The organism is Leptospira neocaledonica (assembly GCF_002812205.1).
In the GTDB taxonomy this organism is placed as follows: domain Bacteria; phylum Spirochaetota; class Leptospiria; order Leptospirales; family Leptospiraceae; genus Leptospira_B; species Leptospira_B neocaledonica.
Genome location: NZ_NPEA01000008.1, coordinates 15,226 through 38,494, shown reverse-complemented (window position 1 = coordinate 38,494; position 23,269 = coordinate 15,226). Strand labels below are relative to the sequence as shown.

Below are 23,269 nucleotides of genomic sequence, written 5' to 3'. Positions count from 1 at the left end.
AAATAGTATGAAAAAGAAATATATCTATCTTCCTTTACTCTTCCTAATCGTTCTATTCTTTGCGGATAAAATTTTTCTTTTGGACTTCTTCCAAACTTCTTTTTACCAGGAAGGAAATCCTGTCTATTATGCCCAAAGAAGACATCTATTCGAAAAATTGCAAAAGGATGAATCTCTTTCCAAAAAGAACTTAGCCCTTGCGTTTGGAGATTCCCGGGCATATCCGTATTCTGTGAAAACTCTCCCTGCATCTATCCAGAATGATTGGGCGGTGTATAATTTTTCAGGTCCGCAGGCGGTTCCTGCTTACGGTTTCTACTGGTTTCGTAAAATTTTAGAATCTGGAATTAAGCCTAAGGTTGCATTTTATGTGGTTAGTCCAGAAGGTTTCGATGATTCCAAGGGGTTATTATACGAACCTTTTTTAAGATTAGGAGCAGACGAAGAGTTCAGAAAAACGTATTGGGACCAATTCTCCACTTCGGACAAATTGGAAATTTTGAAAGAAAAGTTCTTTTCTATCCGAAAGATTAAACCTGGTTTCAAGTTATTCTGGTCTAGGCTTACTTCAAAAAAACTGAAATTATACAAACCGGAACAAAATCATGAAAATTTGATTTTGGAATTAGGAAACGGAGAACAACTTGCTTACGCGAGCGTTAGTAATAATCCTAAAAAATTAGAAAAAGACGCTCTAAGATTAAAAAGTATTTATCTTTCTGGTTTTACTCCAGGCGAGATCGAATATTTTTTTGTGGAAGAATTCCTAAAACTCGGAAAACAGAATGGTGTAAAAACCTATCTCATTTGGCCGAAAGTATACCCCGGATACAGAGCGGGCTATTATGAATTAGGTTTGGAAAAATCCTGGTGGCCCAGAATACAGGAGTTAGCTTCCAAATATGGTGCAACTGCGGCAGATATGAATACTCTCAGTTCCTGCGAATTATACTACGACGGTTCCCACCAAAGTGTACTTTGTATATTAGAACAATCTGAAATTTTAATGAATGATTTTCTTGGGAAGAAGAAACTTCCTTAAGAAAGACAGTCAAGTCAGGCGAAGCCGCAAAGGAAAGAAGAGTCTCAGAGTTTTATTCCCACACAGAGTCACGGAGCCTCAGAGAATGTAAGATCCTTTATGTCTTCGAACCGGAAATTTATAGAAACCGAACAAATAAAAAAGGATACCTAAACTTATAGGTATCCTTTCCATAAGTCACTCTGAGGCTTTGTGCCTCTGTGTGAAAAATTTGCTTAAGTCAGATCACCACTTTAATTTTTTAGCGTCTTCTAAGAATTTTTCCAAACCGATATCGGTGAGTGGGTGTTTGAATAGCTGCTGATAGGCAGAAATCGGCATAGTAGCACAATCTGCTCCACGAAGAGCGGATTCTTTCAAATGCATAGGTCCTCTGATAGAAGCAGCCAAGATCTTAGTCTCATAACCGTAGTTATCATAGATTTCTCTGATCTCGGAAATCAGTTCCATTCCATCCCAAGAAGTGTCATCTACACGACCGATAAAAGGAGAAATATAAGTAGCTCCTGCTTTCGCAGCGAGAAGGGCCTGAGGAGCGGAAAAACAAAGAGTTACATTTGTAGGAATTCCTTTCTCAGTAAGTTTTACTACGGTTTTTAATCCTTCCGGAATAAGAGGAACCTTGATGACGACGTTCGGAGCGATCTTTACTAATTCGTCCGCTTCTTTCAGCATATCCTCGTGTTTGATTGCGATCACTTCTGCACTCACAGGGCCTGGCACAATCGCACAGATCTCTTTGATCACTTCTTTAAAATTACGGCCCGATTTAGCAATGAGAGATGGGTTTGTAGTAACTCCGTCCAAAAGACCGTAGGACGCGATCTCCTTGATCTCGTCCACATTGGCTGTATCTAAATATAATTCCACGGTTTGCTCCGAAAGATTTTGAATCTCTCTGGATAGTGGTGGCCTCAAGCGCCCTTGGTCAAGGATTTCTTACGGGATTAGATCTCTTAAAGTTTTGATTTCTTCTGCGGAGAAGAACTCTTTGTATTCTTTTTCGATCTGCGCTTTTACCTTGGAGCTGAAATAATCCACTCTTCTGGTAAAAGGTTGTTTTTTATAAGCTTCCTTCCATTGGACAATGAATCCACCAGCGGGAGGTGCCTGTCTTTCGTCGGTTAATTCCCAAATTACAGCACCCCCGATCTTCTTATCATCCAGGGTTTCTTTTTTAGGTTTTCCATACTTGTTTTCCAGTTTGGATTGTACGTCTTTTCCTGGAAGATAACGGAAGGAAACTCCAACAGAGAATAATTTACCGGGTTCTAAATGTTCATCTTCATCAGGGGAAGTTTCTTTTTCCGGACGAGGTTGGTTCTTATCTTTCGGACGGGAATCCAGGACCAATTTAGGAGTGGAATAAAAACGGTATAAATAGAAAATCCCATTTCTTCTTACGAGTAAGGACTTCTCCTTATCTTCATGGACCACTTCTATCTTTTCATCGCTCTGTGGATTAGCAGCTAAGGACAAAAACTTATCCCGCACTTGCCCATAGGATGCTTCCCAAGAGACTTCTGCAAATCCGTCTAAGGTTGGTTTGGAGCCGTTATTTCTGGAATTATCTCCCGGAAACTGAGAAAATACGGAACTCCAAGGAAGGAGTAGGGAGAATAAGAACAGGAAGATGGATTGCCCTTTCATACTCTTTACACTATCGGCAGAAAACCGAACAAGAATTAGGAATCTTCCCCCAAATCCTCCACCTCTTCTTCCTCTCTGTCCACACGAATTCCCCCGAATTTCACCTTCCCATTCCATCTTAAGATAAGAAGGGCCATTAGGATCAATACATTCGGAAGAACGAATAAAAAGGAAATTTCATGGTAGAGGCCATAAACCGCCAGATTTGAAGCGATTACTGAAATAAAGATCCCTGAAAGTAGGGGAATTTCTTGGTTAAGTAGTCTTGCTAAAAAAGATCCGCTATTTCTCGAAATCCTAGCCGCTCTTAAAATTTCGGAAGAAATAAAAGAGTAAAACGCAAGCACAAGTACCGGCATGATAAAGGACAGAAAGAAATAATTTCCAAAAGAATCCGTATAATGTGGAGAACCGATTAAGCCCCCGGTTAAAGTCCAGACATAAGCAAAAAATGCGGAGAGTCCGAATGCGAGAAGTCCATATTGTAAACTTCCCGCGGATTCAAAAATGGAAACGATCTTAGAAGGAATAATTCTCGCCCAATCCGTAAGTTCCTGTTTTTCGAAAGTATCCTTTCCGCTCAAATGTAGGAGCCCGAAATAATAGTCTCCTAGGGAAACGACTACTAACGTGATAACTAAATAGATCAGGTAGAGAAAAAATTCCATCTTAATGCCTAAAATGCCTCATGCCAGTGAACACCATGATCAAGCCATGCTCGTCGGCTGCTTTGATCACTTCTTCGTCCCGGATAGAACCTCCGGGTTGGATGATTGCTTTTGCTCCTACTTTAGCGATCGCATCTATTCCATCTCTGAATGGGAAAAATGCATCACTCGCCACATAAGAACCTACAACAGAAAGTCCAACGTTTAGAGCCTTGGTCGCACCTAATTGAACTGAATCCACTCTGGACATTTGTCCTGCGCCAATTCCTAAAGTAGCGTTCTCTTCCGTATAGACGATCGCGTTTGACTTGATAAATTTTACGGTAGACCAAGCGAACATCAGACCTCGGATATCTTCCTCGGTAGGTTGTTTTTTAGAAACGATCTTTAGATCTTTTTCGGTGATGGTGGCGTAGTCTCTATCTTGTAGAAGAATTCCGTGATGGATCGGTCTTAGATCCATTTCATCCAATGCTTCTTGGAAATTTTGGATCTCGATCAGACGAACATTCGGCTTTTTAGAGAAATATTCCAGAGCGGCAGGCTCGAATTTTTGAGCGATCACACCTTCTACAAATGTTTCTCCGATGAGAACAGCAAGTTCTCCAGTGACAGTTCCTTTGATCCCGATAATCCCACCGAATGCAGAAATAGGATCCGTTCTTTTTGCCAGGCGGAATGCTTCTAATGTATCATCAGCATAAGCGATCCCGCAAGGATTCAAATGTTTGATGATACAAACAGTATTATCAGGAAGAAGTGCCGAGATATGGAATGCCGCATCAAAATCTAACATATTATTAAAAGATAATTCTTTTCCTTGGAGAGGAGAGAATTCACTTTTGGTGAACAAAGGCTCGTAGAAAGCGGCTCCCTGGTGAGGGTTTTCTCCGTATCTGAGTTTTTGTTTTTTAGTAAAGGAAAGATTTAAAATGTCTGGGAACTTCTCCCCGGCAAGTTTGTTGAACCAAGAAGAGATTGCAGTATCATACATTGCAGTATGAGAGAATGCTTTTCTCATAAGAAGGAAAGAAGTGTCCGCGTCCACGGAACCGTCGTTAACCTTCATGGATTCTTCTACGGTTTTATAATCGTTCGGATCCGTTACTACTACAGTGTGTCTATAGTTCTTACTAGCGGAACGGATCATAGAAGGTCCGCCAATATCGATATTTTCTATTGCTTCGTCCAGATGAACACCAGGTTTGGAAACGGTCTGCACGAATGGATATAAATTCACAACTACCAGATCGATCTTCGGAATTTTTAATTCTTCCATCTTTTGTTTGTGTTCCGGTTTGGAGATTACTCCCAAGAGCCCGCCATGAACCTTAGGGTGGAGAGTTTTTACTCTTCCGTCCAAAATTTCCGGAAATCCGGTATAATCGTCTATCGCAATGGCTTTGATTCCGTTTTCGGAAAGTGTTTTGAGGGTCCCGCCGGTGGAAATAATTTCCACTCCTTTGGATTCCAGGTACTTAGCAAATCCGATAAGTCCTGTTTTGTCGCTAACTGAAATAAGGGCACGAGTGATTTTGATCATGCTAGAGGATTGAGACCTTCCTGTCTTTAATGAGGAGCCGATCTTCGCAGAAATGTTTAACCGCGAGGGGCAGGATTTTATGTTCCTCTTTGAGAATGGCAAGAGTCAATTCTCTTTCGGTCATTCCTTCCTCGATTTTAATAACTCCTTGCAAAATGATGGGACCCGAATCCACACCCTCGTCCACAAAATGGGCAGTGCAACCAGCGATTTTCACTCCATAATCGAATGCCTGTTTTTGAGCATGTAGACCGGTAAAGGAAGGGAGCAGAGAAGGATGTATATTGATGATCCGGTTCCGAAAGGCTCGAATAATTTCCGGTTTTAGAATTCTCATGTACCCGCAGGCAACGATTAGATCTGGGGAGATCTCTTCCAGGGTTCGGAGAAGGTCCAGATGATATTCTTCTTTTTTGGAATATGACTTCCAGTCTAGGATCTTGGTGGGGACATTATGGCGGGCAGCGATCTGGATAGAAGGCGCCTCCGGGTTATCTGTGATTAAAAATGCGGGATTTGCAGGGATTTTTCCCTTTTGGATCACCTGAAGGACAGCTTCCAGGTTGCTCCCCCGCCCAGAGGCCAAAAAGACAAGCTTTTTTCTGGGTTTGGGAATCAGACTTGCCAAGAATTTTCGCATCCGATACGCTAAGAATTACCAGTCCACGTTAAGGCGGTCCGGAATTTTGTCGAAAAGTATTTCAGGAGAGACACATGTCACTTGCTAGAAAATCGACGGCGTCCGTCGAACAGTATAAATCCAATGAAATTTCTACTGTGAGTCAGGGCCGACTTATCGTGATGTTATATGAAGGGGCAATTCGCTTCCTGAACGTTGCCATCGAGAATAATACACCCCGCAAGTACGACGTGGTGAATAATCATATCCTAAAAGCCCAAGAGATTGTCACCGAGCTGATGCTTGCCCTGAATATGGAAAATGGGGGAGAGGTTGCAAATAACCTACTTGGTATTTACGTTTATATTAAAAAGCGCTTACTAGAAGCTAATATGAAGAAGGATAGCGAGATCCTTTCCGAAATTATCAAATATCTGGAAGATCTAAAACTTGCTTGGGAAGAAATTGAGAAGAAAGAAAAAGCTTCTTCCGTAGTTCCATTACCAACTGCCGGTTCCAGAGGAACAGGCCTCTCCCTCCAAGGTTAATTCATCTATGGCGGCGAGGGATTCTAAAAGTCTAAATTCTATGGAAGAAAAACTTTCCTCACTCTATGAGGACAAGATTCAATTTTTGGACAAACTGATAGAACTCCAAAAACGCCAGTTGCAAATTTTGGGTTTTGGAGACGGAGAAGGTACCGCCAAACTAGAACTCCAAAATTCCGATCTAGTCGAAAAAATGAAACGACTAGACCGCAAGATCGAACAATTAGAAGAATCTTCTCCTCAAACACTGGAAATTATTCGACTCTCCGATACGATCTTCCAAAAATTGGAGGAGTCCAGGGATTTGAATTCCCAAGTAGGGGAAAAGATGGAGATCATTCTGCAGGAATACCGCAAAGAGTTGAATATGGTACAATCCAAGATCCAACTCAAAAAATTCCTAGCTCATAGGAAATTGGGTTGGAAGACGGGGACCTGCTAAGCCGTGCCCTGGACTTTTACGGACTTCCTAAAAAATTCGACGCAAATCTAGTCCGGAGTAGATTCCGAGAACTTTCACGTAAGTATCATCCTGATTCCGGAGAATATGAAACGGATCTTTTGTTCAAAGAGCTTGTACAGCTCAGGGATGTTCTTCTATCTTTTCTCGAGACCGAAACTTCTACAATTTTAGAAAATGTTAAAGAAGATCCGGATGGATTCCAGATTTATAAATTAGCCAAACAAAAAGCAGCCAAGGCTATCGAAAAATATTTTCAATTCACCGAAGGAAATCCTGTATTTCTAAAAAAAGAAGACAATCCTGCACTTTTACGTTTAAGAGAAGAATTAGAAACGGCTAAAGAAGAATTGGAAGAATTTTTGGAAAAATTTCCAAAAAGTATCTGGAAAGAAGATACGGAAACAACTCTTAAAAAAATAAAAGTTTGGTTTAAAGATTAAGGAACTTGTAATGTATTTGAAGGCATGGAGAATACATAGATGTCTTTGGTACCACTATTCAGATCCAAAGAGATCACAGAAGATCTAAGAGTTACGTAATCTCCGGAATTTAAAGTAGCCACAATTTTACAGACCCGATTTGTGTTTTCTCCAGGACCCGGAACTGCAAGAGGACCTGCGGTTGGATTTACTTCTATAGAATATTCTTTTGGTTGGTTCGGAAGTAGATTCAGAGGAAGTTCACATCCTTTGCCTGAAGAAAAATCGGAAGGATTTCTGGATGCATCTGCAGTACTTCCCGTATACAAAGTATATCCGTTAAAAAATGCTTCCGGATTTCCTGCTCTTAGCCTAAGTTCGTATACTCCAGTCCCAATCAAAGTGATCCCTACCAAAGTAGGTGGAGTGCTGACGATTCGATTCGTTGAATAATTATAACAAGAGAATAAGGAAAGAATTAGAAGTGAGTGAGGAAAGAATTTGGACATTCTCCCAGATAAAAAAAGATTCATTTAGATGCGTATATAATCCGCCCAGCCGAATTTTTCGACCAATTGGGTGGATACTGAAAATTGTGGAAAACGTCTCTTGTTTGTCGACCGATTTTCAGGAATCTCCCACTTGAGTTCTTGTAGAAGTTTGTTTCCTTTTCTGGTATTACAGTCTCTGCAGGCTGTGACCAGGTTTTCCCAGGTATGATATTCTTTCGGTTTTTTTTCCCTGGGAATCTCTTCCCAACGACTTTTGGGGATCACATGATCCAAAGTGAGCTTAGAAGAAGGAAGTTTACGCCTGCAATAGACACATTCGTGATCATCTCTTAAGAAAATATTTTCTCTAGAGAGTTTATGCTTACGTTTAGGAACTTTATAATAGTCTGTGAGTAAAATAATTCTAGGAGTAGTAAACCGAAGTTTCTCAGACCTGATAAATAGGTCTTTTTCGTCTCGAATGAGTTCTGCTTTTCTTAGAATTAGAAGGATAACGGCGTCTTTAACGGTTCGGATCGCAACCGGGACATAGGTCGCGTTCAGCACCAACACAGGTTGGGTAAGAACATCCATATCTAACCAAACAGTATAGATTCATAAAATTATGTCGAGTAAAAGTATTATTTCCCTGAACGTTTCTTTTTAATCGTAAAATATAGAACTAGGACTAATACAAGGATTCCTAATAATGCAAAGACAGTAATTTGGCCTTGGTGGACTAAATTGCTGAGCTGGTCTAAATTTTTTGCGCCATAATGGCCAAGATAGACCCAGATCGGAACGGAAATCGCCGCAGCGAACATATCCAAAAACAAAAATCTGAAAAAAGAAATTCGGTCAGAAGTCCCTGCCGTTAGATAGATAGGCATCCTTAGACCAGGCATAAACCTTGCCATGAATACAACCCAGTTTCCGTATTGGGAAAACTTCTCCTGTACTTTGGAAAATCTTTCCGGAGTTAAAAATTTAGCGATGAAAGGAATTCGTAATACTTTCTCTCCGAAAATCCTTCCGAGTAAAAAAACGGAACCGTCTCCTACGAGAACCCCGGCCATTCCCACACCGAACATTACATGTTCGTTTGCGTATCCTAAACCTGCCAAAACCCCTCCGGAAACCAGGGAGATATCCTCAGGAATTGGAAGACCAAAACCGCAGAGAATCAGGGTGGAGAAAACTGCTAAGTAAGCGAACTCATTCCCAAAGCGGGAAAAAAAATTTACTAAATCCGGGATATTAACTAGATCCATGAATGCTTCTATCTGTCCGAGTAGAATTCCACCAGTGAAACTTATCCGAGGCAAATGGGAACCGAAAAACTAGATTTGTTTGGCTTGCTTTTGGTCTTTTTAGGTTCCAAATTGGTTCCAGGTGCAGAAAGACCGAAACCAAATCATCCAAACCGAAAATTCTTTACTAGCCGGTTATGCAGTATTGCAGGACGAAACCGGCGGAAGAGAATATAAGGAAGAAGAACACCCGTACCGTATTCCTTTTCAAAGAGATAGAGATAGGGTAGTTCATTCTAGTGCATTCAAAAGATTACAGTATAAGACCCAAGTTTTTGTTTATTCAGTAGGCGAAAATTATCGTAATCGTCTCACTCATACTTTGGAAGTTGCTGGAATTTCCAGGACGATCGCTTCCGCATTAGGACTCAACTCTTTACTGACGGAAACAATCGCGCTCGCACATGATCTGGGGCATACACCTTTCGGACATGCAGGCCAAGATATGCTTTCGGATTTAATGGGAGAATTCGGTGGGTTCGAACATAATAAACAATCAGTTCGTATAGTTACTATATTAGAAACACGTTATCCGGAATTCCCTGGACTCAATCTTTCCAAAGAAACCCTAAAAGGTATGATGAAACATGGGGCGGAATACGGAGGCTCCAATCTAGGAAAGGAAAGAAAGGACGAAGGCCCGAGTTTGGAAGCTCAATGTGCGGATGTTGCAGACGAGATCGCATACACAAGTCATGATATAGATGACGGTTTAGAAATGGGTTATCTAAAAGTGGAAGATCTAAGATCACTTTCTCTTTGGGCAGAAACTTCAGAAATGGTAAAAGGTAAGTTCCCGAAACTGGATGGGAAAGTATTTGTTCGAACTGTGATCCGAGAACTGACCAATAGTATGGTCTCTAGTATGATACAGACCATTGAATCCAGGATCTCCGACTGGAAAATCCGGGATCGTTCCGATCTGAATACTGCCTACCAAGAAGGTAAAAGGATTGCCACTTATGAACCTTCCTATGGGGAGAAGGTCCGGGAACTAAAATCTTTTCTTTATAAAACTTTATACAGACATCCTTCCGTGGTAGTCACAAGCGACCGGGGAAGAGATATTATTGAAACATTATTTTTTCATTTTAGAAAACAACCTGATTCCATTCCGGAAACCTACAAGAGAAGGATAGAAAAAGAAGGTTTGGAAAGATGTGTATGCGACTATGTAGCCGGAATGACCGACAGATACGCAGAAGAGATGGCTTCCAGCCTAAGAAAGTGAGCGTATCCTAAAAACCGTTATAATTCCTGGAGTAAACTCTTTGCCTTCCCCTCCGCTTGCACATCCTGTGCAAACCTCCGGGTCGCTTCGCCATCCTGGCTTCGCTCTCAGGCAAAAAGTTCACTCCAGGTTATTTTAATGTGATTTAGATTACTTTCTTATCGAATAGAAAGAACAGTTTCTTCCAATGCGATCAGCAAAGAATCTACTTCTTCTTCCGTTGTGTATAAGCCGGTGGATATCCGGATTGCTCTAAGAGCTTCTTCTTGAGTATAACCCATTGCTAATAAAGAAGGTGCTGCTTCTCTGGATCTGGATTTGCAAGAAGATCCTGTGGAAACTGCAAATCCTTTCTCTTCCATTCCCATCATAAAAAAGTCTAGATCGTCCAAGGGAAGTAATGCGAATGTAGTGGAAAAAAGTCTGGGCGAATTCTCCGCTACTATTTGCGCTCCTAAACTTTTGAGCTTGGATTCTATCTTATTTCTATAATATTCCAGTCTTTTATTCTTATTCTCCATTTCTGCAAATTGTATTTTTGCAGCTTCTGCCAAAGCCAAGATGGAGGGAGAATTTTCGGTACCGGCCCTATGTCCATTCTCCTGGTTTCCCCCTTGGAATACCCCACCTTCCGGTAGATGTTTTGGATCGAACCATAAAACGGAAGAACCTAAACCTCCGCCGATTTTATGACCGGAGAATGTAAATCCATTCAGAACGGAAAAAGGTACAGGAATTTTGGAGAAGGATTGAATCAGATCCGAATAAAATGGCATTCCGTATTTTGCTGAAATTTCAGCTAATTCCTCGATCGGTTGGATCACTCCAGTTTCGTTGCCGGCATGAAGGACAAATACAGGTCCCGGCTCATTTTTCAGATTGGTTTCTAATTCTGAAAGAGATACAAGTCCTGATTTATCAGCGCCTAATGTTTTATAAGGAACTCCTAAACTTCTAAAAGAGGAATACATGGCAGCATGTTCGAAAGGAGAAACATAAGCTGTCGTTTTTATAAATTGTTTTGCGAAGTATATTAGAGAATAATCCGCTTCCGTTCCGGAAGATACGAATACGAATCCTTTCGGATCTTTTCCTGTGAGTTTTGCTAAAACTTTTCTAGCTTCTTCAATTTTTCCCTGTCTGGCTAAGGAAAATCGGGTCGGTCCGGAAGGATTAAAAAAGTCTTCCTCGTATTCTTCTAAGATTTTATTTAATAAACCTGGAATAGGAGGATGGGTGGCATTATAATCGAAGTATTTAATTCTTTTCATCGAAAATATCGTCTGCTTCTTCGTATCTTCCTTTTCGACGAAGTGTGTACTGCAATAGTTTCTTTTTATCTTCGATCAGATCTTCGTAGCCTGATTTATCGTTTCTATAATTCGGATCCACGGTATAAACTTCGGTATCCAAGGCATCCAATTCTTTCAAGGCCTTATCAAAATCGGATTCGTACAATAAACATCTTACTCTCATAAGTTTTGCCTGAAATCTGACGCCTAGATCCGTCGCAGAAGACTGATAGACTGCCTCGAACATATCCTTTGCTTTTTTTCTATAATTGGAGTCTCTATCTCCCAATTTATAGAATAGCTGCGCATTTCGGTTTAGGTTAGAATAAAATACTTTTGTTCCTTCCGTGTCGGTTGCTTCGCAAGGAATCGCAGCGATTGCACTTGCACCCCAATACTTCGCCTCGGCAGGGATGGTTCTTTTAGAACAGGAAAAATACAAAACCCTTGTGAATAAGGAAACGGATTCTTCGGGAGAAAGAGAAGGATGGGATTCATCGGTTCTAAGTCTAAGTAACTCCAATGTTTTTAATAGAAGTGTTTTATACTTATTCGCAGTTAATGTAGTCGTATCCGGATAATCTTCGGAGAATACTATCGGAGAAGATTGGGACTCTGTGATCTTTTTCCAGATACGGATATCTTTCGGAAGATCTTCCGTTATATTCTCCTCTTCTTCTTTATTACAGCTGAAACTGAAAAAATTCAAAATACGTTTCCACCAGGGAATGGAAATCGGTTTTACTTCTTTCAATTTTTCGAATACGAGTTCTTCTATCCTTTGGATTGCTTGGAAATGTGCAAGTATCGCTTCTTCTGGACGGCAAGAAGCAAAAGAAGAAATTCGGATCTTCTCTAAAAGACTTTTACCTGAAATCTCAGGTTTGTCTTTTCCTAATATTGCCTGACTAGGAGGAGAATTGTATCCATCGAAAGGATTATAGTTTAAGGCTCTTTTATAATAATCTAAAGCTTCCAGAGGAATTTGGTAGAATTCTTTCCAATATTCGAACGGATCCACAGGTTTCTCTCCCGTGGAAAATTTGGTCTCGCTAGGATTTGCGAGTCTTTCGATAGTCCAGCCTTGGTGTTTTGCTTCCATCCAGCTTGGGATCCTGAAAATATCTCCGCTACCTTCTTTTCCTATTCTATAGGCTCGGACACAGGCTCTGGACAATTGGTCTGTTCTAAGATAATGTTCGATCTGTCTGTATTCTACTTTTTCAGATAATAGATCGTCTCCCTTGGACTGCAATTTTGCGGAAAGGGAAGGATTTAAAACGGGAGGTTCCAACCAAAGTGCAAAGGAGCGCAAAATCTGGAATCTCCTGGGATAGATATAGATCGCTGCCAGGGTCCAAATCAACAGAAGTGTTAAGAATAACTTTTTCTTTTCTTTTAGAATGCTGAACAATTTCTTTCCTTAAGTTCCGGAAAATTCGTTAGACGAATAGAGTCCCTCGCTTGAGAGTAGAGAGAGTGAAGATTTCGCTTTTTTCGATTCCAAACCCTATACAAGTCCGGGGATTATGAAACACGCAAGCATTATTCCGATTCTTCTGGTATCCGTTCTGGATGCGAGTTCCCTATTTGCTTCTCCTCAAAATACAGACTCCGTTTTTGTATGTAGAGACACCGATTCATCTGGGCGTGGTAGAGCTGTTTGGCCGGCCTATTATTATTCTCTCGGTTTAGAGAGTTTAAATAAGGCTAGAAATTCGGAAGGAAGAGAAAGAACAGAAGAGATTATAGAAGCAGTTCGAAACTTCCAAGATTATATCCGTTGCTCCGAATCTGTAGGAGTTCCTGTTTCCGCGGTCTTTCGCTGGAATAAAGCATTGGCCCATTATTATTTAGGCCAATGGAAAGATGCAGTTTCCGAATTGGATCTCGCCGAAAAGTCGGATCCGAATTTTAGAGAATCTTATATTTTAAAAGGAACCATTCTTTTGAACAGCGGAGAATATGAAAAGGCCGCGACTTATTTAGAAACTCATTTGAGTAAGTTCTCGGAAGATCCTGATTTTTATTATTTATTAAGTTCTGCAGAACTTGCGCTGAAGAATGACGCAAAATCCGTATTGTATCTAAGCTCTCTCAGAGATCTGATCAAACAAAAAGATTCCAATCCGAAATATCCTGAATTTGTATATTTATCTTTGGGAAAAACATACTTCGCTTTAGGCCAGAATACTAAGGCGCTCTTTTATATTTCCGGCTATCTGGAGATGAGACCTGAGAACTGGGAGATACGATTTTTACTCGCAAAAATTTTGGACCAATTAGGAAAGTTTTCCCAAGCAAAAAAACAACTACAAAAAATTCTGCAAGAGATTCAGGGAAATTCTTCCGTGGAGTTGATGCTTGGAGAGATGTATTTTATCGAAAGTAGATCTATGGCGGCGGGTTATTTCGAGGATCTCAAGAAAAAAGGGAAACTTAATAAGGACGGGGTTTTATTCGGGCTATATTCCGTTCTGAATTCCAAATATTCAGATGCGAGGCGTATTCTTTTTCCTTTAAAGGAAAGATTTCCTAAAAGATTGTCCATTCGACTCGGGGTCTTGGAAATCCAAAAAAGAGATCCAAATATTAATAAAAAAGAATATATTAAAGAATTGGTAGAGGTTGCCTCCATCGCACTGCAATCCCAGTTGACCACACTTGCGGAAACGTTACTTCTCGAATCTATCAAGATCACGGAAGAAGAAAAACTAGATAAAAGAATTCTTGCGGAACAATATGACTTCCTGGCTGGGGTATATGAACAATCCGGCTCCGTATTCAGATCCATCATTTCCGTTCGTAAGGCGATCCAATTTACTTCTTCCCCGGAAGATTCTAAAAAATACGAATTACATTTGGCATTTTTGCTAAGAGGAAATCCTCCGGGAAAAATCCAAGAATCGGAAGAAATCATCCAGAACATTTTAAAAAATGATCCGAACAATCATTACGCGTATTATCTTTTAGGGATCGTTCTATTCCAATCCGAAAAGTTGGAAGAAAGTAGGGGAGCATTCGAACAAGCAATCCGCTTGGAGCCGAAATCATCCGTGTATCATTTTTATAGGGCGTCTACTTTAGAAAAACTAGGAAGGCTTCCTGAGATGGAAGCGGACCTTCGCAAGTCCATGGAGTTGGATCCTGAAAATCCCATTGCTTATAATTATCTAGGGTATCATTATTCCGAAAAAGGAATTCGTTTGGATGAGGCTTTAGATCTGATCCGAAAAGCGGTCGAGCTTGCTCCTGACAACGAGGCTTATCAGGATAGTTTAGGTTGGATCTATTATAAAAAGGGAAGAGTGGACGAGGCTCTTTTACATTTGAATCTCGCCTTCCAAATTTTGCAGGATAGAAATGAATATGATCCTACTATCTGCGAACATTTGGGAGATGTTCATCATGAAAGAAGAGAATTTGCCGATGCCAGAAGATTCTGGGAAAAATCGGAAACCCTTTTTCAAAAGAAGGAAGACAAACTTCGAATTCGGGAAAAATTGGAGAGGTTAAGAACAAATCCGGTCTTAAATAAATCGTAGAGACCGGGAGGGACCTGTTTTGAAAGCAAACCATTTACGCCGGATCTTTATATTCGGATCATTTTTTTGTTTTATTCTATTTTTCCAATGCTGTGTGACCACGGATATTGAAGAGATAAATTTTCGTCAAAAAGGAAAGATCAAATTTTGGAGCGCCAAATCCAAGGAAGGTTCCAAATATTTAGACCTACTTCGTAAATTAGAAGAATCGAATACCTCTTATACGGGAGAATTCGATATACGTATCCAGAATTTTTTCCCCAAGAAGGATGTATTCTCCTTAGCCGGAAAGATCTTCTATGATAGGCCGACCGGTAAAATGCAGATAGAACTGACCGATAAACTTTTCGGGATCAGCGTTTCTAAAGTATTTAGCGATGGGCAGACGATCCGGATCAAAACCGTTTCCGTGGACAAGATTCACGAGCAAACAATGGATGATATTATACTTTCCGATCCGAGTACCGGAAAACAAACAGTAGTTCCTTTTCCCGTTATCTATTATCTTCTGTCCAATCGAAATGCAGAATTGTTCAAACCACAATGGACGCTCGTTCAGCCGACTGACGGAATTGTTCTCGTCAGAAAACCGGGAGAAGAATGGACTTACTACACGGGAGAAAATGGGATCCGTTCCGTAGAATGGGATTCGAGCGGTAAGAATGTAAAGGCAGTAACAAGTGTTCAGGGAGAAGTGGATTTTCCCCCGAAGACCACGATCACTCGAATCGTATCAAGAGCAGACGGTGCGGACCAGAATCGTATCGAGATTAAAATGAAAAAAGTATCCCGCACTGATAAATTGAACCAAGTAGTGTTCGGATTTTAATATTAAGGAAATCGAATATGTTAGACGTAGAAAAAAACGGCCATATTTTAGAACTGTATATCAAAACAAATGAGACAAATTCTTTGGGTAGGGAATTTTTCCGTAAATTTAGAGATGTTTTAGAACAAGCGGAAAACGACAGATCCGTAAAATCCATTCTTCTATCAGGAAGAAATGATAAGTTTTTTTCAAACGGATTCGATCCTGAAATTTTCGTAGGTAAAAACCTAGAAGAAATTAAAGAAGTTTTAAGAGAGGCACTCGGTGCTTGCGGAAGAGTTTTATTCTCTCCTAAACCTGTGGTTTGTGCTATGAATGGCCACTCAATGGGAGTGGGAGCAGTCATCGCTATATTCTCTGATTACAGAATTCTCGTAGAGAAAAAAGGAAGATTAGGTTTTCCTGAATCATTGATCGGTATCAATTTCCCGTCTACTGCGGGAACGGTTCTGAAAGATCTAGTCGGAATGAAAACCGCAAGAGACTTATTGTATAGCGGCAGAGGTCTCAAAGCAGACGAGGCAGTTCAAGTTGGACTCGTGGAAGAGTCGGCTAGTCCTGAAGAAGTAATCCTGAAAGCTAGAAAATGGTGTTCTCAATTCCAAGACATGGCAATGGAATCTGTGGTGGGAGTGAAGATCGCCCTTAGAGATTCTCAACGTTTGCTTGCAGATACATTAGAAAAAAGAGATGTGGATCTTCTTGCACAAGCAATTGCTAGTTCTAATGGACAAGAAGGGATGAAATCGATCCAGGAAAGAAGACGTCCAGTCTTTACCTGAGTTGATGATTTATTTGCCTGGGATTTCTCCCAGGCTTATTTACCTTTAAGAATGGAATAATTTTCCAGGATTCATAATTTCTTTTTGGTCCAGAACTTTTTTAAGGCCATTTAATGCCTCTACACCAGGTTTACCTAAACTAGATTCGTACCATTTTTTATGATCGAAACCGACTCCATGGTGGTGGCTGATCGGAGCCTTAAAAGAAGTAAATGTATCCGAAACAGACTTCTTCATTTTAAACCATTGTTCTTCCGGTTTTTTCGAATCCATCGGGAATAAGATCGTATAATACAAACATGCTCCCTCATGATAACTATGGGATAAATGGCACATTGCGATAGAACCTGGGATAGAATTTTGTAAGGACTCAATTCCCGCTTTATGTAGATCTTCCAGTTTATCGTATGTGCTGGAAGTTTCCATTGTATCCACTCCCATTCCGTACTGCATTACATGATTCCGAAGGAAAGGCATATTGTATCTACTATGGATCCAATTCTGTCCCAGTTTTTCTCCGGCAAAGATCGCTCCGCCTTTTTTCCAAAGTTTTTTAAGACCTTCAAAGGAATGATCTACTTCTTGTCTGGATCCGTCCAGCCCTACTAAAACAACACATTTATTCTCTCCGATCCCTACAGATTTCAGATAAGAGTTTTGGAGGAATTTTTTGAATTTGCGGATTGGTGTATTCTTTTTTCCTAATTCGCCCAGATACTCGTAAAGTCTAGTTTCGTTTGCATCCGAAAGCCTCATCATAGAAGTTTTGATCTCTTCTTGGTTCGCTTTTCTGATAAAATTGATGGAAGAAAGCAGATCGGAAAATACCAAACCGAAATATTTTCTAGTCTCAGGGATCTTGTGGATCTTGATCGTAACTTCTGAAATAATTCCTAAAAGACCTTCGCTACCTGCGATGATTTGATTCCAATCTGGACCGATAGAAGCAGCGGGAGCTCTTAATGTTTCGACAGTCCCGTTCGGGCTAATAAGTTTTACGGAACTTAGGATCTCTTCGATTTTTCCGTATCGATTGGATTGTTGTCCCGCACTTCTCGCAGCAACCCATCCACCTAATGTGGAATATTCGAAAGATTGAGGAAAATGACCTAAGGTATATCCTTTTAAGTTTAACCCGTATTCTAATTTAGGCCCATAGATTCCCGCTTGGAAAGTTGCGGTCATGCTAATTGGATCGAAGGATACTAATTCTTTCATCTCTGTCATGTCCAAAGAAAGAACTGCTTTTTGTCCTTTTCCTTTTAATACTTCCACACCTCCGACTACAGAAGATCCTCCGCCAAAAGGAATGATTGTGATCTTGTTTTTAGAGCAATATTCTAAAATCTTAATGATCTCCGAATCCTTTTTCGGATAGATCACTCCATCTACGAAAGACTTAAGAGTATTAAAATGAAGTCTGAGAACATCGTAGTAACTACGACCCGCAGAATGGAAAATTCTTTCGTATCTATCTGTTTTAAGATTATTTTTACCTACGAGTGCACTTAGGTTTTTGATATCATTCGGGCTCAATTTACCATTAGGAAGTTTGATATTTTCCAAAGAAACCGCAGGAGTTTCACGAATAGAGTCTAACTTAAATTCTCTTTGGAGAAGTTTGAGTATTTCAGGCATCTGCGCCTTTCTACCGAAGTCCTGATCGTTTGCACCCCAGGCATTCCATCTAAGATTGGATCTGGAATAGTCGATTTTTGAATTGAGCTCGTGGTAGAACATGGGGGGCTTATCTCCGATTAATTAAAAACGTTTCCAATAAATACGAATCTTTCCAGAGGGCAAGGTAAAAAGGATATTTGATATCGATCAAATATCACATGTAAGATCTCCTAGATCCGAATTCCACATAAGGTTTTAAAGACGTTTTCTTAATTCTGCTATCTTTGGATCATCCGGTGAAAGGACGGAAGCCTCATCCAATAACTTTTTGGCTCTGAATGAATTGCCGAGTAATCTATAAATATCCGACAGGTTGATCAAGTTTTTCAGATGATTCGGAGAACGTACTCTTAACTTCTCTCCGAGTTCCGCTGCTGATCTTAAATATTCAGTATCTTTTTTCTGGGTATAAGCCTTCTTCCAAAGTATAGAAGAATAGAATAGAAGTTCGGTTTCAGAAGGATCCCAGGATAGGGACTTCTCCGCCCATTCTGCCGCTTTTTTGAATTCCGATATTTTGTCGTACCATTTGGAAAGAAGTTTAGCTACCTGAGGAAAATAACGTTCTCCAACTAGACCTGATCTTTTTAAACCTTCTTCCAAAATGTTTATTGCGTCCTTTGTATTTCCTTTTTGGAAAGCGGACTCCGCTTCCGTAATGGATTTTTTGTCTTCCATATACGGGTTTCTGGAAGGATTATAAGAAATAGATAATATACTTAAATCGTCCGAAAGTTTTCCTCTACTAATGAGGGATCTACGGATCGTTTTTAATTCTCCACCGCTTTCTTCCACTGAGGCCAAGAAGATTGTCTCATCCTCGTTCATGACCCTTTTTCCTGAGAAATCCTCTTCTAAGACTAGATCGTCCCGACCGTCGGATCCGCAAAAGATCGTATCTCCAGGAAGCATCCGGAAAGTTTGGACTTGGATCTTGGAGCCGAACATTTCAGAGATCCCTAATTTACGAATATTGGATTCCGATCCTAAAAACATTGCTTTTCCGTCTCTATAAAGAACCGGCCAAGGATGTTCCGCATTGATATAATACATTGCTCCGGTAGAATGTTCTACGATTCCTAAAACCGCGGAGATCAGCATAAATCCGTCGAAAGTTTCGAATACATTTTGTAAGTCTATGAATGCTTCTTTCAACCAACGTTCCGGAGATTTGGATTGTATTTCCGGTGAGAGTCTCGTACGGCTAATAATAGAATTGAATACGGAACCTAATACTAATGCACCACCCGCGCCCTGGATAGATTTTCCCATAGCATCCCCATTGATGAATGCAGTGTAATCCCTGTCTTGGATCTTAACTATGTATGCGCTTAAGAAGTCCCCGCCTAGTTCATAGTCCTTCTCTTTGAAGGAGAATTTTTTGTACTGATCCAGTAGGAATTCCACTTTAACTCCCGAATTTTCGGAATTATCCAGTTTGATCAGAGGGGAAAGGAGTAGGGCTGTTAAAAAATAGTCTCCATCCTGCTTTTCTTTCAAAGCTTGGATTTGTTGCATCTTTTCGGAAATTTCCCGATTACTTTCTTGGATCTTAAATCTACCTACAAAACTTACAAATCGGTATCTTTCCAGAATTATAGAAAATACAAGTGTGAGAATGTATGCGATTCCCAGATTTTGCATGGAATACGAAGCCTGAGGAGTGCTCAAATTAGGAGAATAGATCAAGACAGAGCTGATAAAAGCCAAGATCGATAGAATTAAAAATATATAATATGATTTTTTGGGAAGAGGGACGAATACAATGGTGATCAGAGCGATTTGAAGACCGGATACGTAATTGGGATCGTCCGCTATTCTGCCAGTAAAAAAGGATGTACAAAGTAAAAGATAGGCGATATAGATATATGCCATTTCCAGGCTGTATCTACGTGTGGGAATCTTGAATAATGTATCCAAGAGAAGGAAAATTAAACTTATGAACCCTACTAAGGAAAAGCCGATCCGAAAATAAAATAGTTCGGGAAATTCAGGATGTAATTTTTGGTCCGTTCCAAAAGCGAAACCCAACCAAACAAACATCGCTAGAAATGCACCTGGATATTGGAGACTACGAGTTTGTCTTTTTAGATCTTCAGCATATTCGTTTTCATATACTGCTCTATCTGGGTCTTTCTTAAAGAAGCCTAGAATTGAATTCCATTTGTTTTGAAAACTACCTGCCCGGGAGGAAGTATATGACATCTATTGAATCGAACTCCGTTCGGTTCAAGTCCCTAAAATAAGTGGGAAATAAGAACCGGGTCTAAACATAAATTATCATCTACTGATTTGGAGTAAAGAACTTGTGTAATTTCTAAAGTCTTGACCGACCGAGTTCTCAAATGTAAGCTGTGAATCTATGGCCAAAACGAAACACGCTAAAACTCCTTCTTTTCCGATTTCTTCTCAAGTTTTCGATACCTTAGTGATAGGGGGAGGGATTACTGGTGCTACTACTTTGTGGGATTCCACCTTACGCGGGTTAAAGGCACTTTTGGTAGAAAAGAATGATTTTGCTTCGGGAACTACTCAGGCCACCTCCAAGTTAATACACGGAGGTTTAAGATATTTAAAAAATGCAGAGTTTGGCTTAGTGAGAGAATCATTAAGAGAAAGAAGAATCCTCGCAAAGATCAGTCCTCATGCACTCAAAACCTTAGGCTTTATTATTCCAATTTATTCTAATTCGGAAAAGTGGATCACGAATATCGGCCTTGGAATGTACGATTATTTTTCGTACGATAGAAATAAAGAAATCAGTTCAGATTCTTGGATTCCAAAATACAGATTTTTATCACCGGAAGAAGTAGTGATGGAAGCACCAAGCCTGCCTAGAGCAGGCCTGAAAGGTGGATTTTTATATTACGATTACCAGAACACGAATCCGGAAAGACATACATGCGAGTTCATCTTCTCCGCTGAAAAAAAAGGGGGGACTGCTCTTAATTATACTGAACTAGTCGCGATTTCTCAGCAAGGAGAAGTATACCAAGCAATCTTAAAAGATAAAAGAAGCGGCAAAACTTATCCGGTATTTGCAAAAACAGTAGTAAATGCCGCAGGTCCCTGGGCGGATTTTGTAGAATCTTTGGCAGGAGTAGGAATGGATAAGGTTCTCGTCCGATCCAAAGGAATCCATATTGTAATCAGAGCTTTAACTGTTTCTAAGGCGATCGTATTAAAGAAAAGAGATAAAACCCATATGTTCGTTCTACCTTGGAGAGGTAAAACGATCGTAGGAACAACGGACACAGTTTTCTCGGATTCTCCCGATAAATTTAAGGTCACTAAATCGGATATCCAAGGTCTATTAGAAGAAATTAATTATGCATTCGGATATTCGGATCTAACGGAATCCGATGTAGATTTTTATTATGGTGGAATGAGGCCTTTGGTAGAAGATCCGGGAGAAAAATCGGATACTTACAACGCTTCGCGTAAAACTGAAATTTTAGATCATAAGGAAAAAGGGCTTCCTGGATTTTTTACTGCCTTAGGCGGAAAATATACGACTAGTAGACATTTAGCGGAGAAGATCACTGATAAACTATGCGAATATCTTCCCGGAAAATTTTTGCCTTGTGAAACGGATCAGATCCCGCTATCGTCCGGAGAATTTTCGGATCATTCTTCTTTAGTCAAAGGACTCAGCAAAAAATATTCTAAACTTTCGGGAGAATATCTGGAAACTTTGGGAGCTCGGTATGGAAGTTTAGCCTACGAAGTCCTAAAATACCAGAAGGCAAATGACGAATCTGTAACCTTGAATAATGGAGAAAAATTCAGTACAGCAGAGATCCGTTATATTGCTTCCGAAGAAAAAGTGGAGAAGGGAACCGATTTTTTCTTTCGAAGATCCGGAGTAGGAGTGCCTGGCGCACCTTCTTCCGAATCCTTGCATAAAATTGTAGATGAATTAGGAAAAACATTGGGCTGGAACCCCGCTCGTAAGAAAGCGGAAAGCTCTGAGATACTTTCTCGTTATCATTTTTGACTTTTAATCTAGTTTCGATCTGATATCTCTAAGTAAGTTAGATGGATTTAGAAACTGCTTATTTAGTTTTCGGAATCGCCTTCGGTTGGGTCTGGTCTTTGGGGATCTTACTTTCTCCTGCATCGCTTGGAGAAAGGACCAGAGCCTCCCTAATTATGTTTTGCTCTTCTTTCTGGCTGGTAGGAGCTGCAACATTCCTTTCTGGACTAGTCAAAACGTATCCCATCTTATATGCGATCCATATTCCTTTTGCGTTGGGAATTGCGCCACTTCTCTATATTCACTTTCAAATCACATTACTCGGGCTGGAACTTTCTAAAAAAGAGATACTTCTTCACTTTCTACCCAATTTAATCTGTGTAATTTTACTTTTACCTTTTTGGTTAGGTGGAGAAGAACTTAGAGTTCACACATTACAAAACATTATGCAAGGAGGAACTTATTCCAGTATCCTTGCTTTTTTGCAGATCACTCCTAAAATTTCGATCTTATCCTATTTTCTGCCATTACTTTGGATATACAGAAGTTATTTATTTCGCTCGGAACAAGACGAAAACGAAGAAAGAGCCAGAAGAATGTTTTTACTCTTCATCTGCTTGGTTTGTTTTGTCATTTTCTGGGGACTCACAGGTTCTATATTAAGAAGAATTGAATTCGTAAAAGAAAGTATTTTCAGTCTTCCTGTTCTATTGGTGATCGGATTTTTACTTTCTCAAAGAGAACCGAATTGGTTAGGCTTTGTAGGAAAAAGTTTAAGAGAAGTCCGTTATAAAAAATCCAGACTGAAAGGAATGGATGAATCCAAAATCAAAGATCGTCTGGAAACATTGATGAGAAGGGAGAAGGTTTACGCAGATGAAGATCTCACACTTTCTCAACTTGCTGAAGAGCTGGGACTCACTAACCACCAGCTTTCCGAATTTCTAAACCAACGTCTATCCATGAAATTTTCAGATTATATCAATTCATGGAGGGTAGAAGAAGCGAAGGTTCTACTCTTAGAAGATCCGGACCGTTCCATTTTAGCAATCTCTGAATCGGTTGGATTTAACTCAAAATCGGCATTTAACGAAGCTTTTAAGAAGTTTGCGGATTCTACACCGAGCGACTTCAGAAAAACAGCCATCCAGTATAAGGCTTCTTTAAAATTTTAAAATTCG

At 40.1% G+C, this 23,269-nt stretch carries 22 protein-coding genes; 10 read left to right on the top strand and 12 right to left on the bottom strand.

What is annotated here, in order from left to right; genetic code table 11:
• Window positions 1–7 precede the first annotated feature (7 nt).
• Window positions 8–1,042, top strand: a complete 1,035-nt coding sequence (locus tag CH365_RS14725; RefSeq protein ID WP_100769338.1) for a DUF1574 domain-containing protein — start codon at window positions 8–10, stop codon at window positions 1,040–1,042.
• 225 nt (window positions 1,043–1,267) lie between these two features.
• Here the strand turns inward: CH365_RS14725 and fsa are convergent, their stop codons facing one another.
• The 5 genes from fsa to purN form a co-directional block, all read right to left on the bottom strand.
• Complete coding sequence (gene fsa, locus CH365_RS14720; protein WP_100769337.1) at window positions 1,268–1,912, bottom strand: fructose-6-phosphate aldolase; 645 nt, start codon at window positions 1,910–1,912, stop codon at window positions 1,268–1,270.
• 69 nt (window positions 1,913–1,981) lie between these two features.
• A complete protein-coding gene (locus tag CH365_RS14715; protein ID WP_100769336.1) occupies window positions 1,982–2,692 on the bottom strand; it encodes a hypothetical protein in 711 nt (236 codons plus the stop codon).
• A gap of 35 nt (window positions 2,693–2,727) precedes the next feature.
• Complete coding sequence (locus CH365_RS14710) at window positions 2,728–3,360, bottom strand: hypothetical protein (RefSeq protein WP_100769335.1); 633 nt, start codon at window positions 3,358–3,360, stop codon at window positions 2,728–2,730.
• Window position 3,361: 1 nt separating this feature from the next.
• Window positions 3,362–4,903 carry a bifunctional phosphoribosylaminoimidazolecarboxamide formyltransferase/IMP cyclohydrolase gene (gene purH / locus CH365_RS14705; protein ID WP_100769334.1) on the bottom strand — a complete coding sequence of 514 codons (1,542 nt, stop codon included), beginning with the start codon at window positions 4,901–4,903 and terminating at the stop codon, window positions 3,362–3,364.
• A gap of 1 nt (window position 4,904) precedes the next feature.
• Window positions 4,905–5,531 carry a phosphoribosylglycinamide formyltransferase gene (gene purN, locus CH365_RS14700; protein ID WP_100769333.1) on the bottom strand — a complete coding sequence of 209 codons (627 nt, stop codon included), beginning with the start codon at window positions 5,529–5,531 and terminating at the stop codon, window positions 4,905–4,907.
• 86 nt (window positions 5,532–5,617) lie between these two features.
• On the opposite strand from purN, the gene fliS reads away from it, so the two are divergent.
• From fliS to CH365_RS14685, 3 genes are read left to right on the top strand one after another with little or no spacing between them, the layout of a single operon-like run.
• The gene (gene fliS, locus CH365_RS14695) at window positions 5,618–6,070 is read left to right on the top strand and encodes a flagellar export chaperone FliS (protein ID WP_036091165.1); all 453 of its coding nucleotides are present in this window, start codon (window positions 5,618–5,620) and stop codon (window positions 6,068–6,070) included.
• A gap of 7 nt (window positions 6,071–6,077) precedes the next feature.
• Complete coding sequence (locus CH365_RS14690) at window positions 6,078–6,512, top strand: hypothetical protein (protein WP_100769332.1); 435 nt, start codon at window positions 6,078–6,080, stop codon at window positions 6,510–6,512.
• The gene (locus CH365_RS14685; RefSeq protein WP_100769331.1) at window positions 6,491–6,973 is read left to right on the top strand and encodes a molecular chaperone DnaJ; all 483 of its coding nucleotides are present in this window, start codon (window positions 6,491–6,493) and stop codon (window positions 6,971–6,973) included. The genes CH365_RS14690 and CH365_RS14685 overlap by 22 nt, the downstream gene beginning before the upstream one ends.
• On the opposite strand, the gene CH365_RS14680 is transcribed toward CH365_RS14685, so the two are convergent.
• The 3 genes from CH365_RS14680 to CH365_RS14670 are packed head-to-tail and all read right to left on the bottom strand — an operon-like array spanning window position 6,970 to window position 8,714.
• On the bottom strand, window positions 6,970–7,461 hold the full coding sequence (locus tag CH365_RS14680; protein ID WP_208861219.1) for an LIC11661 family lipoprotein: 492 nt from the start codon (window positions 7,459–7,461) through the stop codon (window positions 6,970–6,972). The genes CH365_RS14685 and CH365_RS14680 overlap by 4 nt on opposite strands.
• Before the next feature lie 24 nt (window positions 7,462–7,485).
• The gene (locus tag CH365_RS14675) at window positions 7,486–8,037 is read right to left on the bottom strand and encodes an HNH endonuclease (protein ID WP_100769329.1); all 552 of its coding nucleotides are present in this window, start codon (window positions 8,035–8,037) and stop codon (window positions 7,486–7,488) included.
• 47 nt (window positions 8,038–8,084) lie between these two features.
• On the bottom strand, window positions 8,085–8,714 hold the full coding sequence (locus CH365_RS14670; RefSeq protein ID WP_100769328.1) for a DedA family protein: 630 nt from the start codon (window positions 8,712–8,714) through the stop codon (window positions 8,085–8,087).
• 121 nt (window positions 8,715–8,835) lie between these two features.
• Between CH365_RS14670 and CH365_RS14665 the strand changes: the two genes are divergently transcribed.
• Window positions 8,836–9,984: a deoxyguanosinetriphosphate triphosphohydrolase gene (locus CH365_RS14665; protein WP_100769327.1), complete on the top strand. Its 1,149-nt coding sequence runs from the start codon at window positions 8,836–8,838 to the stop codon at window positions 9,982–9,984.
• A 158-nt stretch (window positions 9,985–10,142) separates the two neighbouring features.
• Here CH365_RS14665 and CH365_RS14660 read toward each other — a convergent pair whose 3' ends face one another.
• Complete coding sequence (locus CH365_RS14660) at window positions 10,143–11,255, bottom strand: cysteine desulfurase family protein (RefSeq protein WP_100769326.1); 1,113 nt, start codon at window positions 11,253–11,255, stop codon at window positions 10,143–10,145.
• Window positions 11,242–12,690, bottom strand: a complete 1,449-nt coding sequence (locus tag CH365_RS14655; RefSeq protein WP_100769325.1) for a hypothetical protein — start codon at window positions 12,688–12,690, stop codon at window positions 11,242–11,244. The genes CH365_RS14660 and CH365_RS14655 overlap by 14 nt, the downstream gene beginning before the upstream one ends.
• 115 nt (window positions 12,691–12,805) lie before the next feature.
• Between CH365_RS14655 and CH365_RS14650 the strand changes: the two genes are divergently transcribed.
• Genes CH365_RS14650 through CH365_RS14640 form a run of 3 tightly spaced genes read left to right on the top strand, consistent with a single transcriptional unit; the run spans window position 12,806 to window position 16,432 of the window.
• On the top strand, window positions 12,806–14,821 hold the full coding sequence (locus tag CH365_RS14650; RefSeq protein WP_100769324.1) for a tetratricopeptide repeat protein: 2,016 nt from the start codon (window positions 12,806–12,808) through the stop codon (window positions 14,819–14,821).
• 19 nt (window positions 14,822–14,840) lie between these two features.
• Window positions 14,841–15,650, top strand: coding sequence for a hypothetical protein (locus CH365_RS14645; protein WP_100769323.1), 810 nt, complete (start codon window positions 14,841–14,843; stop codon window positions 15,648–15,650).
• A 17-nt stretch (window positions 15,651–15,667) separates the two neighbouring features.
• Window positions 15,668–16,432 (top strand): enoyl-CoA hydratase/isomerase family protein, encoded by a 765-nt coding sequence (locus CH365_RS14640; RefSeq protein ID WP_100769322.1) that lies wholly within the window; start codon window positions 15,668–15,670, stop codon window positions 16,430–16,432.
• Between the two features lie 45 nt (window positions 16,433–16,477).
• Here CH365_RS14640 and CH365_RS14635 read toward each other — a convergent pair whose 3' ends face one another.
• Both CH365_RS14635 and CH365_RS14630 read right to left on the bottom strand, forming a co-directional pair.
• Window positions 16,478–18,172 carry an FAD-binding oxidoreductase gene (locus tag CH365_RS14635; protein ID WP_100769321.1) on the bottom strand — a complete coding sequence of 565 codons (1,695 nt, stop codon included), beginning with the start codon at window positions 18,170–18,172 and terminating at the stop codon, window positions 16,478–16,480.
• A 135-nt stretch (window positions 18,173–18,307) separates the two neighbouring features.
• Window positions 18,308–20,317 carry a SpoIIE family protein phosphatase gene (locus tag CH365_RS14630; protein WP_100769320.1) on the bottom strand — a complete coding sequence of 670 codons (2,010 nt, stop codon included), beginning with the start codon at window positions 20,315–20,317 and terminating at the stop codon, window positions 18,308–18,310.
• A 157-nt stretch (window positions 20,318–20,474) separates the two neighbouring features.
• Here CH365_RS14630 and CH365_RS14625 point away from each other — a divergent pair, with 157 nt between their 5' ends.
• Window positions 20,475–22,109: a glycerol-3-phosphate dehydrogenase/oxidase gene (locus tag CH365_RS14625; protein ID WP_100769319.1), complete on the top strand. Its 1,635-nt coding sequence runs from the start codon at window positions 20,475–20,477 to the stop codon at window positions 22,107–22,109.
• Between the two features lie 41 nt (window positions 22,110–22,150).
• A complete protein-coding gene (locus CH365_RS14620; protein WP_100769318.1) occupies window positions 22,151–23,263 on the top strand; it encodes an AraC family transcriptional regulator in 1,113 nt (370 codons plus the stop codon).
• The last annotated feature ends 6 nt before the right edge of the window (window positions 23,264–23,269 follow it).